Annotated in this window: 14 protein-coding genes; 7 read left to right on the forward strand and 7 right to left on the reverse strand. The window is 72.4% G+C overall.

The features are described 5' to 3' along the window. Positions 1–3: 3 nt before the first annotated feature. Positions 4–945 carry a PhzF family phenazine biosynthesis protein gene (locus HD595_RS16985; RefSeq protein ID WP_253770182.1) on the reverse strand — a complete coding sequence of 314 codons (942 nt, stop codon included), beginning with the start codon at positions 943–945 and terminating at the stop codon, positions 4–6. Between the two features lie 71 nt (positions 946–1,016). On the opposite strand from HD595_RS16985, the gene HD595_RS16990 reads away from it, so the two are divergent. After that, complete coding sequence (locus HD595_RS16990) at positions 1,017–1,901, forward strand: LysR family transcriptional regulator (protein ID WP_253770184.1); 885 nt, start codon at positions 1,017–1,019, stop codon at positions 1,899–1,901. A 22-nt stretch (positions 1,902–1,923) separates the two neighbouring features. Here the strand turns inward: HD595_RS16990 and HD595_RS16995 are convergent, their stop codons facing one another. Then, positions 1,924–2,703, reverse strand: a complete 780-nt coding sequence (locus HD595_RS16995; protein ID WP_253770186.1) for a L,D-transpeptidase — start codon at positions 2,701–2,703, stop codon at positions 1,924–1,926. 190 nt (positions 2,704–2,893) lie between these two features. Between HD595_RS16995 and HD595_RS17000 the strand changes: the two genes are divergently transcribed. Continuing rightward, positions 2,894–3,640 carry a hypothetical protein gene (locus HD595_RS17000; RefSeq protein ID WP_253770188.1) on the forward strand — a complete coding sequence of 249 codons (747 nt, stop codon included), beginning with the start codon at positions 2,894–2,896 and terminating at the stop codon, positions 3,638–3,640. Between the two features lie 71 nt (positions 3,641–3,711). Here the strand turns inward: HD595_RS17000 and HD595_RS17005 are convergent, their stop codons facing one another. Next, positions 3,712–6,480: a helix-turn-helix transcriptional regulator gene (locus HD595_RS17005; RefSeq protein ID WP_308211161.1), complete on the reverse strand. Its 2,769-nt coding sequence runs from the start codon at positions 6,478–6,480 to the stop codon at positions 3,712–3,714. Between the two features lie 96 nt (positions 6,481–6,576). Between HD595_RS17005 and HD595_RS17010 the strand changes: the two genes are divergently transcribed. Genes HD595_RS17010 through HD595_RS17025 form a run of 4 tightly spaced genes read left to right on the forward strand, consistent with a single transcriptional unit; the run spans position 6,577 to position 10,468 of the window. Next, on the forward strand, positions 6,577–7,821 hold the full coding sequence (locus HD595_RS17010; RefSeq protein WP_253770192.1) for a M24 family metallopeptidase: 1,245 nt from the start codon (positions 6,577–6,579) through the stop codon (positions 7,819–7,821). Then, on the forward strand, positions 7,821–8,417 hold the full coding sequence (locus HD595_RS17015; protein ID WP_253770194.1) for a hypothetical protein: 597 nt from the start codon (positions 7,821–7,823) through the stop codon (positions 8,415–8,417). The genes HD595_RS17010 and HD595_RS17015 overlap by 1 nt, the downstream gene beginning before the upstream one ends. Before the next feature lie 49 nt (positions 8,418–8,466). Further along, positions 8,467–9,459: an MBL fold metallo-hydrolase gene (locus tag HD595_RS17020; RefSeq protein ID WP_253770196.1), complete on the forward strand. Its 993-nt coding sequence runs from the start codon at positions 8,467–8,469 to the stop codon at positions 9,457–9,459. Positions 9,460–9,508: 49 nt separating this feature from the next. Beyond that, positions 9,509–10,468 carry an ADP-ribosylglycohydrolase family protein gene (locus tag HD595_RS17025; protein ID WP_253770198.1) on the forward strand — a complete coding sequence of 320 codons (960 nt, stop codon included), beginning with the start codon at positions 9,509–9,511 and terminating at the stop codon, positions 10,466–10,468. Positions 10,469–10,509: 41 nt separating this feature from the next. Here HD595_RS17025 and HD595_RS46760 read toward each other — a convergent pair whose 3' ends face one another. From HD595_RS46760 to HD595_RS17040, 4 genes are all read right to left on the reverse strand, one after another. Next, positions 10,510–10,692: a hypothetical protein gene (locus tag HD595_RS46760; protein WP_308211164.1), complete on the reverse strand. Its 183-nt coding sequence runs from the start codon at positions 10,690–10,692 to the stop codon at positions 10,510–10,512. Further along, on the reverse strand, positions 10,693–10,899 hold the full coding sequence (locus HD595_RS46765; protein WP_308211165.1) for a response regulator: 207 nt from the start codon (positions 10,897–10,899) through the stop codon (positions 10,693–10,695). 35 nt (positions 10,900–10,934) lie between these two features. After that, complete coding sequence (locus tag HD595_RS17035) at positions 10,935–11,924, reverse strand: hypothetical protein (protein WP_253770200.1); 990 nt, start codon at positions 11,922–11,924, stop codon at positions 10,935–10,937. A gap of 156 nt (positions 11,925–12,080) precedes the next feature. After that, positions 12,081–13,421: an amidohydrolase family protein gene (locus tag HD595_RS17040; protein WP_253770202.1), complete on the reverse strand. Its 1,341-nt coding sequence runs from the start codon at positions 13,419–13,421 to the stop codon at positions 12,081–12,083. 118 nt (positions 13,422–13,539) lie between these two features. Between HD595_RS17040 and HD595_RS17045 the strand changes: the two genes are divergently transcribed. Then, positions 13,540–14,565 carry a LysR family transcriptional regulator gene (locus HD595_RS17045; RefSeq protein WP_253781200.1) on the forward strand — a complete coding sequence of 342 codons (1,026 nt, stop codon included), beginning with the start codon at positions 13,540–13,542 and terminating at the stop codon, positions 14,563–14,565. Positions 14,566–14,707 lie beyond the last annotated feature (142 nt).

A 14,707-nucleotide genomic window follows, 5' to 3' on the forward strand; every position in this document is an offset into this window, starting at 1 on the left:
GGGTCACGAGACGAGGTCGGCGGGGTCGATGAGGACCGCCGTGCCGCTCACCCTGACACCGGTCGTCGCCCCCGCCGCCAGGTCGACCAGCAGCCGGCTCGGACGGCCCATGTCCTCCCCCTGGCGGACCGTGACCCGCACCGGCGGCTCGACCAGGCCGAGCGCCCGCAGGTACGCGCCGAAGGCGGCGGCCGCCGCACCCGTGGCGGGGTCCTCGTACACCCCTCCCGGCGGGAACGGGTCCCGCGCGTGGAACACGGTGGGCGTCTCCCGCCACACCAGATGGACGGTCGTCCAGCCGCGCCGCGCCATGAGCTCGCCCAGCGCCTTCTGGTCGTAGTCCAGGTCCGCGAGCCTCTCCCGGGTGGCGGCGGCCAGGACGAGATGGTCGTTGCCGGCGTTGGCGACGCGCGGCGGCAGGGCGGGGTCGAGCTCGGCCGCCTCCCACCGCAGGGCCCGCAGCGCCTCGGCGAGGTCGTCCTCGTCCGCCGCGCGGACCACCGGCGTGACGCTGGTCAGGGTGGCGACGACCCGGCCGTCCTCGTGGCGGGTCTCGACGGCCACCTCACCGGCGGACGTGCCGAGGAGCAGGTTCCCCACGCCGTCCCGCTCGGCCAGTGCGACCGCGGTCGCGATGGTGGCGTGCCCGCAGAAGGCCACCTCGTCCAGGGGGCTGAAGTAACGGATCCTGAAGCGCCGATCGCCGCCGACCGGCCCCTCGCCGGCGGTCCCCTCCTCGACGAGGAACGCGGTCTCGGAGAAGCCGACCTCGGCGGCGATCTCCTGCATCCGCGCGTCGTCCAGGTGGCGCGCGTCGAGCACCACCCCGGCCGGGTTGCCGCCCTGGCCGTCCACGTCGAAGGCGCTGTAGCGCAGGACGCCGGATCGTTCGGTGTGATCGTCGTGTGCGGTGCCGGAGGCGAGGCCGCGCGGGTGGTTCGTCATGTCGCCCAGTCTGCCCGCCGCACTAGAATCGAGTCCAACGATGACTTCCGATGGTTGGATCGTGATCCCCGATGGACACCCGTCTTCTCCGTAGCTTCCTCGCCGTCGTGCGCACGGGAGGGATGACCTCGGCGGCGGCGGAGCAGGGGTTCGTCCAGTCGACGATCACCGCCCACGTGCAGGCGCTCGAACGGCTGACCGGCGCGCGGCTGCTGGAGCGGCGTACCGGCGGCGTCGTCCCGACCCCTGCCGGGTCGCTCCTGGCCGAGCGCGCCCGGCAGCTCCTCGACCTTGAGGAACGCATGCTGGCCGAACTGACCGCCGAGGCCGACCGCCTCGCCGGCCCCGTACGCCTGTGCGCGCCGGACTCCGTGTGCGCCTACCAGCTTGCCCCGGTCCTGCCGGAGCTGAGAAGGCGGTTCCCGGACGTGCGGGTGTCGCTGTTCCCGGCCACCACCCGGGCGGCCCTGGCCGCGCTCGCCGACCACAGCGCCGACCTCGCCCTCGTCCTGGAGCCGTCGGCCGATCCGCCCGACGCCGACGTCACGGGCCTCGGAGAGCAGGAGCTGGTCCTCGTCGGCACCGCAGCCGCCGATCTGCCGCGCGATCGGGCTCTCACCCCGGCCGACCTGGCGGCGGCCGGGGTCCTGCTGCTGGAGGAGGGCTGCGGCTACAGCGACGAGCTCGCCGGCATGGTCGCCGCCGTCGCCCAGCAGGCCGCACCGTCCCGGTTCGGCAGCATCGAGACCGTGAAGCGCTGCGTCGAAGCCGGACTCGGACTCGCCCTGCTCCCGGCCGTCACGGTCGCCGGCGAACTGGCCGAAGGCCGGCTCGTCGCCCTCCGGCCGCCGGCCGTCGCCCCGCAACGCCTGTGGCTCGTCCGCCGCCGCTCACGATGGCTGTCCCCCGCCGCCGAGGCCGTCCAGGCGGCACTCGAAAAGCTCCTGCGACGGTGATCCGGCGACCATCACGCCCCCCTCAGGGAGCGATCAGCACCGGAGTCCCCAGCGGCAGTCGGGCCAGCACCTTGAGCGCGCCGGCGGGCACCCTGACGCAGCCGTGCGTGACCGCCTTGCCGAAGACCTTCCGGTCCGGCCAGCCGTGGAAGGCGACCGTGCCGGGGCCGCCGCCGAAGGTGTCCAGCGTCTGCGAGTGGGTGCCGAGCGGCAGGATCAGCGGGCTGTAGGTCTTCTTCTTCGGCGACATCAGGGCCAGCAGGAAGGTCCTGCCCACCGGGGTGGGCGTCTCAGGGCCGCCGACCGCCACCGTCCAGGTGCCGAGCTTCTTGCTCGCGTTCATCACGATCAACTGCTTGGTGCCCAGCTTCACGATGGCGCGGTGACGGCTGCGCGCCTTCTTCAGGCCCTTGGCGCTGATCCAGCCGGTCACGTGGTTGGGCTTGCTGGGCAGGAGCACGCGGTACCAGCCCTTGCGCGCCTCCACCACCGGCACCCAGGTCTGGCTGCCGAGCTGCTTCGCCGGGAGGGTGGCCGCGGGCGTGCCGCCGGGCTGGGCGTAGACGGCCACCGTGCGTGCGGGGTGGACGACCAGGCCGCTCAGCTTGCCGTACGTGTCGGTGTCCTGCGGGAGGCCGTTCACCTGCGTGAACGTGGTGGCCGCGGGAAGCGCGGTCGCCGTGACCGAGCCGGCGGCGGCCGGGGTGGCGGGCGACGCGGCAGCGGCGGCGGGGATCGAGGCGGCGAGGCTCATGGCGACGAGCGCGGCGCCGACGAGTTGACGGGGGGCATCAAGCGGCACGATCGGCTCCTGAGGTCCTATGACACATACGACACGAAGGCGTAACCATCCGGCCTGGTAGATAACGGTTTGGAACGTTTGAAGACCACACGCCAGCGGGTGTGACATTTTTACACAGATGAGTCCCTTGAGGCTCTAGCTCTCTCATACCTCCAGAGGTGCTGCCGTGACACCCCCCAGGCTCTCCACCATGCGTCGCTGGATCGCAGCGGCGCTCATGCTCGCCGTCGCAGCGCTCGCGGTGCTCGCCGTCTCCAGTACGGCCTCGGCTGGAGCGGTCCAGAGCAAGCCGCCCGGCGACAACGGCGACGTCAAGGTCCACAAGTGGACGACGCCGGAGGACGACCAGCGCGACGAGCCGCACGTCTGCGTGTTCTACCTGGTCGGGTTCAACTTCGACGCGGCCGAGCGCGTGAGCTGGGAGATCAGGTCCTGGCCGCCCACGGGCGACGGGACCACGGTGAAGAGCGGCGCCCTCGTGCTGGACAAGGACGGGCATGGCCGTTCCGTCGACCTGACCCTGCCCAACGGTCACTACAAGCTGTTCTGGGACTTCGCCGGCAAGAAGGGCGCGCCCAAGCAGAAGGTGTTCTGGGTCGAGTGCGAGCCCACTCCCACCCCCACCCAGACGCCGACCCAGACGCCCACGCCGACCGTGACGCCCACGCAGACGCCCACGCCGACGGTCACCCCCTCCCAGACTCCGACGTCCACGCCCACGGTCACCCAGCCCCCGACGTCCACGCCCACGGCGACGCCCACCTCGACGCCGACGCCCAGCAGCACGCCGACCCGCACCCACCCCGGTGAGAGCGACCACGGGACGGTCACTCACGACTGGATCGAGTGGGACGACACCGTCACAGTGACGCAGGACGAGCCCCAGCCCGCGCCCACCCCGACGCCCGTGAAGACCCACATCCCGGTCACCGGCTGACCCGCCGCACCGAACGAGACGGAGGGCCCGGATCACCGCGATCCGGGCCCTCCGTCGTCTCTCGGCTCGGCTCAGTCGCCGAGGTCCAGCCTGCCGAGTTCGGTCCTGGAGGCGACGCCGAGCTTCGGGAACACCTTGTGGAGGTGGTAGCCCACGGTGCGCGGGCTCAGGAAGAGCCGGGCGGCGATGTCGCGGTTCGTGGCGCCCTGCGCGGCCAGCCGGACGATCTGCAGTTCCTGCGAAGTCAGCAGGCTCGCCACGCCCGTCGTCCGGACGGCGGCGGCCACCTCCCCGGTGGCACGCAGCTCGGAACGGGCGCGGACGGCCCAGGGCTCCGCGCCCGCGCGCTCGAAGGTCTGCAGCGCCTGCCTGAGATGGACCCTGGCGTCGGCCTTGCGCCGGCTTCTGCGCAGCCATTCGCCGAACAGGAGCCTGGTGCGGGCCTCCTCGAACGGCCGTCCTCCGTTCTGGTGCAGGCTGATGGCGGCGGTGTAGTGGGCCTCCGCCTCCTCGTCGCGGGCGGCGAGCAGCGCCTTGCAGCGCAGGGCGACCGCGCGCGCCCACGGCTGCCTGGTGGCGGTGGCCCACTCGTCGAACCTGACGAGCGGCGCGCCGGCCCGTTCCGGCTGCTCGCACCGGACCGCCGCCTCCACCAGGTCCGGTACGAGCAGGGTGGTCGAGAGCTGGTGGCGGACGGCGCCGGTGAGGCCGGCCTCCAGGTGGTCGAGAGCCGCCCGCGCCCTGCCTTGCCCGAGGTCGAGCAGGCCCTGCGCCCACACCGCCCACGACAGGCTCGACACGTTGCCGTGGTCGGTGGCGTGGTCGCGGACGGCGGTGGTGAGCTGTTCGCAGGTCCGGCCGTCGCCGCTGACCGCCGCGATCCAGGCGAGCACGCCCTGCAGGTGATCGACCCGATGGTGCTGGCCGGTGTCGTCGGCGATGCGCACGGCTTCGGTGGCCGACGCCTTGGCCTCCTGGAACCGGCCGAGGTAGAGCTGGCTGCTGGCGAGGTTCTGCAGCGCGTGCGGCAGCCAGCCGATCATCGCCTGGGCTCGGCAGTCGTCGGCCAGACGGGCGGACAGTTCCACGGACGTCTCGTCGTCGCCCACCATGAAGGCCATCGACGCGATGATGAGCCGCTCTCCGGGCCCGGTGGGCTGGGCCCGTCTGGCGTCGGCGAGCGCCGCGTGGATGGACGGCAACCCGCGAACGGGGTCGCCCGCCAGCAGGGCGGCCAGCCCGGTCATCGCGGAGATGACCGGTTGGAGCGGGTGCTCGGCCGGCAGAGCCAGAGCGTGCAGGCGGTCGACGGCCTGCCGGGCCAGGTCGGGCGCGCCGGCGAACCAGGAGTCGCGCACGGCTTCGAGCAGCATGGACGCGGCCATGGTCGGGTCCACGGCCGCGACCGGCGCGGCGGCGGTCATGAGGATGCCGTGCGCGACCCGGGGTGAGCCCTGCTCGAACTCGATGGCCGCGCGTACCCCCGCCATCCTGGCGTGCTCGCGCGGATCGTCGGTGAGCAGGGCCGCGCGGTCGGCCAGCGCCCGGGACTGCAGGAGCTGACCGGCGTCCATCGCGGCCTCGGCGGAGCTGATCAGCCGGCGCACCTGGTCGCGCGGGTCCGGAGTGAGCTGCGCCGCGCGCTGGTAGGCCGCGCTCGTGGCGGCGTGGCCGCTTCTGCGGCGGGCGCGTTCCGCCGCCTGCTCCAGCTCGGCGGCGACCGTCTCGTCGGGCTCGGTGCAGGCGGCGGCGAGGTGCCAGGCCCGGGCGTCGGCGTGCCGGCTGCCGTCGGAGGCGCCCTCCAGAGCGCCGGCCAGCGCCTGATGCGCGGCCAGGCGCCGGGTGAACGGCGCTCCCTGGTAGGCGGCCGCCCTGATCAGCGGGTGGCGGAAGGCGAGCTCCCCGTCGACGCGGACGAGCCCGATCCGCTCCGCCGGTTCGACGGCGTCCGCGCCGACACCCAGCCGCCGCGCGGCGGCCAGGATGACGGCCAGGTCGCCGGTGCTCTCCGCGGCCGCCACCAGCAGCAGGGTTCTGGTGGGTTCGGGGAGGGCCTGGATCTGGGCCTGGAAGGCCTCCTGCACCCGGCCGGTGAGCGGGAGCGGACCCAGATGGTAGGCCAGCGGGGTGACGTGACCGGCCCGCTGTTCCAGGGTGAGCGCCGCGGGCAGCTCGATGAGCGCCAGCGGGTTACCCTCGCTCTCGGCCAGGATGCGGTCCCTGACGTGCGGCGCCAGCGCGCCACCGGCATCGTGCAGCAGGGTCGCCGCGGCCTCCGGGGCGAGGCCGCAGAGCCGGATCTCGGGAAGACCGGCCGGCCGGAACCCGTGGCTGCCGTCCCGTACCGCCAGGATCAGCGCCACCCCCTCCGCCTCCAGGCGCCGCGCGGCGAACAGCAGGGCGTCGGCCGAGGAGCGGTCCAGCCATTGGGCGTCGTCGACCAGGCACAGCAGGGGTCCGTCGCCGGCGAGCTCGGACAGCAGGGTCAGGGCGCCGAGACCGACCAGGAAGCGGTCGGCCGCGGTCGACGGGGCCGGTCCGAGCCCGAAGGCTCCCCTCAGGGCGTCCGCCTGCGGGGCCGGGAGCCGGTCGAGGTGGCCGAGCCCGGGGCGCAGCAACAGGTGGAGCGCGGCGAACACCAGCTCGGTCTCGCTCTCGATGCCCACCCCGCGCAGCGTCCGCATCCGCTCGGCGGCGGCCGTCCGCGCCGCGTGGTCGAGCAGCGCCGACTTGCCGATTCCCGCCGCGCCGCGGAGCACCAGGACGCCGCTTCGGCCCTCCCTGGCCTCAGCCAATAGACGGTCTATTCGCCCGGTTTCGGTCCCACGCCCGTACAGCACGGGATGATTTTATGGACTTCATTACCTATGTCCGCTTTGCGGTGACCGGTCATCTGACAGATTCCGCCCGGCCGGCATCGTCCTAGCGTCGTCGGCATGGATCTTCCGACCTACTCCCTCGCGGAACGGGATCGGCGCTGGGACCTCGCCAGGCGGCTCATGGACGCCGAGGCCGTCGACGCGCTCGTCGTCCACGGCGGGCACGAGGACGGCGGGCCGGCGGAGTGGGCGCCGGACGTGTACTTCACCAACGACCGCCCCGGCGCGATCGTCGTCTTCCCCCGCGGAGACGAGCCGATCGCCCTGGTCCGCTCGCCCGCCCACATCTGCGACCACCTCGACGCGAGCGCGGGCGGCGCCGCGGCCTGGATCAGGCCGGAGAACATGCTCGTCGCCCGGCACGCGCACGGCGTGGTGGAGGTGCTGCGCGCGCACCGGCTCGGGAACGCGGCGATCGGCGTGCTGGGCCTGGAGCCGTGCCCGCCGTTCCACGCCGGTCCGCTCATGCCGTACACGCTGTGGTCCTCGGTGCTCCGGCAACTGCCCAGGCTGACCTGCAAGCCGGTGGAGGCGGGCTTCGTGGCGCGCACGCTGGTCCAGTCCGCCGAGCAGCTCGCCGTCGTCGGCCGGGCGGCCGCCATCGGCGAGGCGACGGCACAGGCCATGCTCCGGGCGGTACGGCCCGGCGTCACGGAGGCGTCGGTGTACGCGGCCGGCATGGCCGAGTGCCTGCGGCAGGGCGCCGTGGCGCCGGGCATGTCGATCGCCTCGGGCAAGGAGTTCGTCGCCTGCGGGCCGCCCGCCTGGTCGTACCGGCCGCAGGCGCCGCGGGTGATCGAGGAGGGCGACCTGGTCCTGGCCGAGATCCGCTGCTCGTACGGCATGCGCGAGAGCCGGCAACGGGTGGCCATCGCGGTCGGCGACATCCATCCCGAGCTGGAGTCGGCGGCCGAGGCGGCCCGCGCCTCCTACGAGGCCGGGCTGGCGGCCCTGCGGCCCGGCCGTACGTTCGGCGAGGTCGTGACCGCGATGCGACGGCCACTTCACGAAACGGGCGCCTGGCACGCGCACCCCCTCGCGTACGCGCTCAACCCCTGCGCAGCGGTGTGCGGGGCCGGCGCCGGACTCGGCGCGCTGCCCGAGACCGCGCGTTACGGGCTGCTCGCCGAGCAGCCCACCATCGGCTCGGACCTGCCGCTCCGTCCGGGCATGACCTTCGCCCTGACGCCCAACTGCGCCTACGGCCGCCGGCCGGCCGGCGTCGGCGGCACCGTCGTGGTCGGCGAGGACACGCCGATCGAGCTCAACACCGTCACCACCCACCTCATGAGGAGCCACTGATGACCCGTCATCGATCCGCTGTCGCCGCCGGCGTCGTCGCCGCCGCCCTGATCGCGTTGTTCGCCTATCTGTCGCCCGGGCTGGCGCTGTGGCTGACCTTCATCCCGGCCATGGTGATCGCCTACGGCTGTCACCTCGCCACCACCAACCGCCGCCTGCCCGACGCCTCACGCGTGCTGCCGATCTACCTCGTCGGCCTCGCCTGGCAGTTCCTGCACTTCGGGGAGGAGTTCATGAACGGCTTCAACCGGCGCTGGCCGACCGAGGTCTTCGGCGCGCAGGCCATGTCGCTCCCCATGTTCGTCTGGATCAACATGATCTCCTACGCGGCCTTCGCCATGGGCGCGCTCGCGATCTACCGGGGGTGGCGGGTGCCGCTGCTCATCGCCTGGTTCTTCGCGATCATGGGGGCGATGGGCAACGCGATCGGCCACCCGATCTACGACCTCGTCTCGGGTGACCTCGGCTTCCCCGGCATCGTCACCTCGCTCGGCTACTGGGTCATCGGCCCGATCCTCGTCCACCGCCTCTGGACGGCCTCTCGCCGCGAGGCGGCCGCCGCTCAGGACGCGCGGCCGGCGCACGCGGCCGTCTGATCAGCCCGCTCCGAAGAGTCCCCACGGAAACACAACAGAAGGAATCACGATGAACATGTCAGACATTCCCGAGCGCGAGATCGCCGAGCGCCCCGAAGGCTACGGCGGGCCGAACCTGTCGCCGGTGGGTCTGGAACTGGTGCCGCACGAGCTGGCGGACGGCGTGTGGGCGCTCATGGCCAACCTTCCGCCGAAGGACAACAACGGTGTGGTCGCGGGACGGGACGCCGCGCTGGTGATCGACGCCGGGATCACCGCCGACGTGTCCGCCACGATCCAGGCGATCACCGCCGACCTCACCGACCGGCCGCTCCGTTACCTGGTCAACACGACATACCACGGCGATCACACCTTCGGCAACGCGGCGTTCCCCGACGAGGTCGTGATCGTCTCGTCCAGGGCCAACAAGGCGAACATGACCGACCTGGCCTACGAGAAGCGCAGCCGGTCGGCCAACATGTACGGCGACGACGCGCTGCTGGACGCGATCACCCACTGGCGCGAACCGGACCTGACGTTCGACGCCTACGCCGAGATCGACCTGGGCGGACGAATCGTCCAGCTCCACCACTTCGGCCCGGGCAACGGCCCGGGCGACACCGTCGTCTACGTCCCCGACGCCCGCACCGCCTGGACCGGCAACTTCGTCTGCCACGCCGGCATAGCCCCCATGCTGCTCCAGGCCGGCCCCGACCCATACCTGGGCTCCTTGCGCCGGATGCGGGAGGCGCTGCCCGAGCTGGAGACCGTCGTCTCGGGCCACGGCCCGATGGGCGACGGACCGGCGGCCGTGGACTGGCTCATCGGCTACCTCGAACGGCTGCGCGAGGAGGTGCTGACGAGCGTGAAGGCGGGGCACAGCCTGGAGGAGACCTTCGCCGCGTGCACCGACCCATGGGCGGAGCACCTCGACCCCAGCCTGTCGGCGGCCCTCGCCGGGTACTCCCTGCCGCAGGGGCCCGCGCAGCAGGGCATGCGCGCCCTCTGCCGCGACCTGCACCGGCTCAACATCCTGGCCACGTACCGCGGCTACGCCGGCTGACAGGGCCGGCCCCGACGACCGGCGGCGCACGGCTGAGTAGCCTGCACGTGTGAATCTTGTGCAACGCGCCGTCGGCGCCGTCGTCGGCTCGGCCGTGGGTGACGCGCTGGGCGCTCCCTTCGAGTTCGGCCCGGCGGGCGCGTTCTCCGCCCGCCATCCGGCGCCGGGCGCCGGCGGCGAGATGCACGGAGGCGGCGGCTGGGACGCCGGAGAGGCCACCGACGACACGCAGATGGCCGTCCATGTGGCCGAGTCGCTGCTGGAGCGCGGCGGCCTGGACCTGCCCGACATCTTCGCCCGCTTCCAGCGGTGGGCCGCCGACCGGCCCAAGGACATCGGACTGCAGACCGAGGACGTACTGAGCCGCGGTCTGCCCTGGGACCAGGCCGCCGCCGCGCACTACCGGAGCAGCCACCGCGCCGCTGGCAACGGCGCCCTGATGCGCGCCACCCCGTCAGCGGTGTACTTCGCCCGCGACGGGCGGCAGGCCACCATGGACGCAGCCCGGCGCATCGCCGCCCTCACCCACGGCGACCCGGCGGCCTGGGAAGGCTCCGCGATCTTCCACGACCTGGTCCGCGTCGCCCTCGACGGCGCGAACCCCTTGGACGAACTCCCCCGGACCCTCACCGCCGTCCACCCCGACCATCGCGAACGCTACGCCACCGTCCTCGCCCCCGGCTGGCACCCCGGCCAGGCCACCGAGGTCAACGGCGCCGTCTGGCCCTGCCTCGGCTCAGCCGTATGGGCGCTGCGCACCACCCGCGGTTACGAGGACGCCGTCCGCGCCGCGATCGACCTGGGCGGCGACACCGACACCGTCGCCGCCGTCACGGGCGGCCTGGCCGGAGCCGTGTACGGACCGGCGTCGATCCCCACCGCCTGGACCGAACCCCTGCATGTCCCGCTCCCCGGGAGCGGCGGCCGGATCCTGCGCCCGCAACACCTGCACGACCTGGCCCGGCGACTCGTGGAACAGCCGAGGACCGCAGAACGGGGCGGGGCGTAGAACCCGGCTGACAATACCAAGCGGTGTTCGCGGAACGCGGCTCAGCGGTTGAGATAGACGAGCACGGCCAGGACGTGGCGATTGTCGTCCTCGGACTCCGGCAGGTGGAGTTCGCCCACCTCGCGTTCGCGGGGGCTCAGTTCGGTCGCGCGGCCACGCGCCTCCCCCCGGGCCAGCAGTTTGGCGACGACCTGCGCGTCCGTCGCCGTGCTGCCCCGGGCCACCTACGCGACCGCGTCGATGAACTGTTGGGTGTCGGACACCCTGTCCTTCAGCAGGTAGCCGACCGCTCCGGTTCCGTCCGCGAGCAGTTCGCGGGCGTGGAGCCGCTCCACGTACTGCGACAGCACCAGCACCGGAAAGCCGGGCCGCTCCTCGGCCGGCGAGCGAGATACGTACCAGCACCGCGCTCTCGGACGACACCTCCACATCTAGGTCGTCTCCATCTCGGGCATGTGGGTGATGCTCACGCTGACCGCTCATCCATATTCACGACCGGCTGGACGTCGCGCCCGCGCCGGGCCAGCAGGGCGAGGGCGGCGAGTTGGGCGAGGGCGGCGGCACAGAGGATGCCGGTGGTGACCTCCTCCCGCCAGCCGGGGACGCTCCAGGAGAAGCCCGACTGCTCGTCCACGTACATCCGCAGGTTGGTCCAAGCCACGAGGAACAGCATCAACAGGTAGACAACGGTGAGAACGCCGACGAACAGCAGGGAGCACGGACGAAGACCGCGCCTGCGCAGGAGGAACCCGAGCAGGACCAGACCGGCGGCCGGCACGACGGCGAAGGCGCACACCTGCACCATGAGCTCCAGCGCGCTGTCGGCCTCCCAGAAGGATCCGGGAGGGGCCGTGGCGCGGGCGATCCGGTCGGACACGAAGTTCGCCAGGGCGAAGGCCGGCAGGAACGCCGACGGAAGCAGGAGAAGCCATGCCCTCCGGGGGGAAGGCGGAAGGGCCGCACCCCGGCGCACGACACCGCGCACCGTGATGAGCTGGGCGATCGCGGCGGCGGCGAGGACGCAGCCGAGCAGCGGCAGGTACCACGGCGGCGACAGCGCGTCCATGTCGAAGGGAACCGTGGAGTATGCGCCCGACGGTTCGGGAAACTCCACGTCGTAGCCGGTGACCGGGTTCAGGACGTAGACGACGGGCATCGCGGCCACATAGACGGCGCTCAGGAAGCCCGTCCCGAGCACAAGACCCGCGGGCCGGCGGCCCAGTCCGAACTCGACGAGGCCGAACAGCAGGGCGGCGGCGATGAACAGGCCCCCGAGCAGGGCGATGCGCCCCTGGGCGAAGGGGATGAAGGCGTCGATCGACTGGAGCACCGCATGCTCGTTCCACGCCTCGGCGGGGGCTCCGGGAAGGCGCCCGTTCACGTCGCGGACGGCGAAGAAGTCGACGAAGACCACGACGAGTCCGAACGGCAGCGGAAACCATGTCAGCTGGCCCATGACCCTTTGATGATCAAATATGGCGATCGGTTCACGCCGACGGACATCATCCGTGTTCTCCGCCCGGCGGCCCACCCGCTGCATCACCGGAACTGTCGCGCTTTTTCGACGTACGGCCGGCCACATCCGGCGATCCTTGAACTACGGGGCCCGCGTTCAGGGCGCTGTCCTCTCGCCGAAGTCGGACCAGCGTTCGCGGTCGGACCAGCGCTCGCGCACGGCCGCCACGGCCCTGGCGACCTGGGCGTCGAAAGCGGCGAGCTGCTCGGCCTCGGCGGCGCTCGCGACGAAGGCGCGTCGATCGCAGGGTGTGCCCGCGCGCCATATCCGCTCGATCGCGCGTGTCGCGGTGATGTCCGTCAACGGGTTGCCGGACACGAGGACCAGGTCCGCGCGTCGCCCGGCCGCGACACGTCCTCGATCGGCGAGGCCGAACACTCGTGCCGGTTCGCTGGTGGCGGTGGCCAGGGCCTGCGCCGGGCTGATGCCGCAGCGGACAAGGAGTTCCAGCTCCCGGTGCAGGCTTGCCCCGAACACGGTCCCCGGGTTCGGGGCGTCGGTGCCCGCCAGCAGAGTGACCCCCGCGTCGGCCAGTCGCCGCACGTTGTCCTCGGCCCTCGAGTACGGCGGCATCTCCCGGCCACGCCATCCAGCGGCACCCGAGGTCGAGGCCAACCGGCGTGCCCAGCCGTCCCCGAGCGCCTCAGCCAGCCGCGGGTCCCCCGCCACCGCCGCGCCACCCGGCTCACCGAGGGTGTTCTCGACGGTGGCCAGCGTCGGACCGACCGCGATCCCGGCCTCCGCCATGCGTTCGACCAGGGCCTGGTCCAGCTTCGCGTCCGCCGGGACGTGGGCCACCACGTCGACACCGGCGGACACGACCTCCTCGACACCGGCCGTCGAGCTCACGTGAGCGACCACCACCAGGCCGCGGGCGTGCGCGGCGGTGACCAGTGCCTTGATGGTCCCGGAGTCCAGCGACGGCCACAGACCCCCGACGCCGGAGAAGACCTTCAGATGGTCGGAGCCCTCCGCGATCCGTTCCGCGACGAACTGCTCGGCCTGGCCGGCGGCGGTCAACGTCGGGAACGGGGCGTACATCATCGACGGGTGCCCGCCGGGAGCGGTGGCACCGACGCCCGAGGAACGCACATCGGCCACATTCGGACAGGCGGCGGCCTGCTCCTTGGCCCTGGCCACCACGTCCGGTTCGCTGAACATGTCGAGAACCGTGGTGACGCCGAAGGTCAGCGCTCGCGCGAGGGCGCCGGGGACGAGGTGCACGTGCGTGTCGATCAGACCGGGGAGCACGGTCCCGCCACCCGCGTCGATCACCTCGTCGCCATCCTGGGCGGCCGAGGCGGCCGAGCACGTGGTGATCAGCCCGTCGGCGAACCGGACCGACGTCCAGTCCTGCAGTCTCGTCCCGTCGAACACCTTCGCGTTCACGATCGTCGTTGCCGCCGCCACGACGCCCTCCTCTGTCCACTCCGCCATCTACTCGCGCGCTCCAGTCCAGCCGGTCTCACCAGGACCGATCAACGACCGACCCGGCAATGGAACAATCACCAAAAGGAATCGATCGAGGCGAGGCGAGGCGAGGAGGACCGTGGCGATGGAGGTCCGGCAGTTGCGCTATTTCGTCGCCGTCGCCGAGCACGAGCACTTCGGCCGGGCCGCGGAAGCCCTGCACATCGTTCAATCCGCGGTGAGCAAGCAGGTCGCCCGGCTGGAACGCGAGCTCGGGCTGACCCTGTTCGACCGGTCCCACCGTCGGGCCCGGCTCACCCCCGACGGCCAAGCATTCCTGGCCCACGCGCGCCGCGCGCTACGCGGCATCGACCGCGCCGCCGCCGCGGCCGCCGACATCGCCGCCGGTGACAACGGTCTCCTGCGCATCGGCAGCAGCATCGTCTTCGGCCCTCGTGTCGAAGCCGCTCTCGCCGCCGTCCGCGACGCCCACCCCGGCATCACGCTCCAGGTGACCAGCTCCGCCTCGACGACCGGTCAACTCGCCGCCCTCGTCGCCGACGACCTCGATGCCGCGTTCGTGGCGGCGCCACCGGACACCCCCGGCGTCCGGGTTCATCACCTCTGGGACGAGCCGCTCCTCCTGGCCGTCCCCGCCGCATACGCCCGCACCGCCGGCGACCTCGCCACGCTCGCCGACCTCCCCCTGGCCCGATCCGCCCGCGCGGACAACCCCGGCGTCCACGACCTGATCACGGCCGCCTGCCGAGCGGCCGGCTTCACGCCTCGCGTGGGGCCGACGCTGACCCGAGTCCAGGACCTCCTCGCCGGACCTGTCGCCTCCGGAGGGTGCTGGACCCTGCTCCCCGCCGGCGTCGTCTCGCAGAACTCCACCGCCGTCACCCTCGTGCAGCCCGACCCACCGATCCACGTCCCCGCCGCACTCGCGCTACCCGACCGCACACGCCGCGCCTCCGCGCTGAGCCTTCTCACCGCCGCACAGACCAGCCCAGCAAGCAAGGGGCCTTCGGGACAGTTCGCCGCGCGGGCCAAGAGCGCTCGGTCGGCTCGGTCTCATTCACCGCAGTCCACGATCGTCCAATCGGGCGACTCCCAAGATGGCTCTGATGAAGAATCCCATGAGGGGCTGCGCGACATGTCGCCGGGCTGACTGGCGAACGTCTTCACCGGCTCCGCTCCAGGCACATGGCCCGCCCGCGATATTCGGTGGACAACGCCATGTCTTATGGCTACCTTTTTGAGTTCCGTTTCGCGCCTGTCCGGAGCCTCAATCGGGGCAGCAGTTCTGCCTC

The sequence above is a fragment of the Nonomuraea roseoviolacea subsp. carminata genome, from assembly GCF_024172185.1.
Lineage (GTDB): Bacteria > Actinomycetota > Actinomycetes > Streptosporangiales > Streptosporangiaceae > Nonomuraea > Nonomuraea roseoviolacea.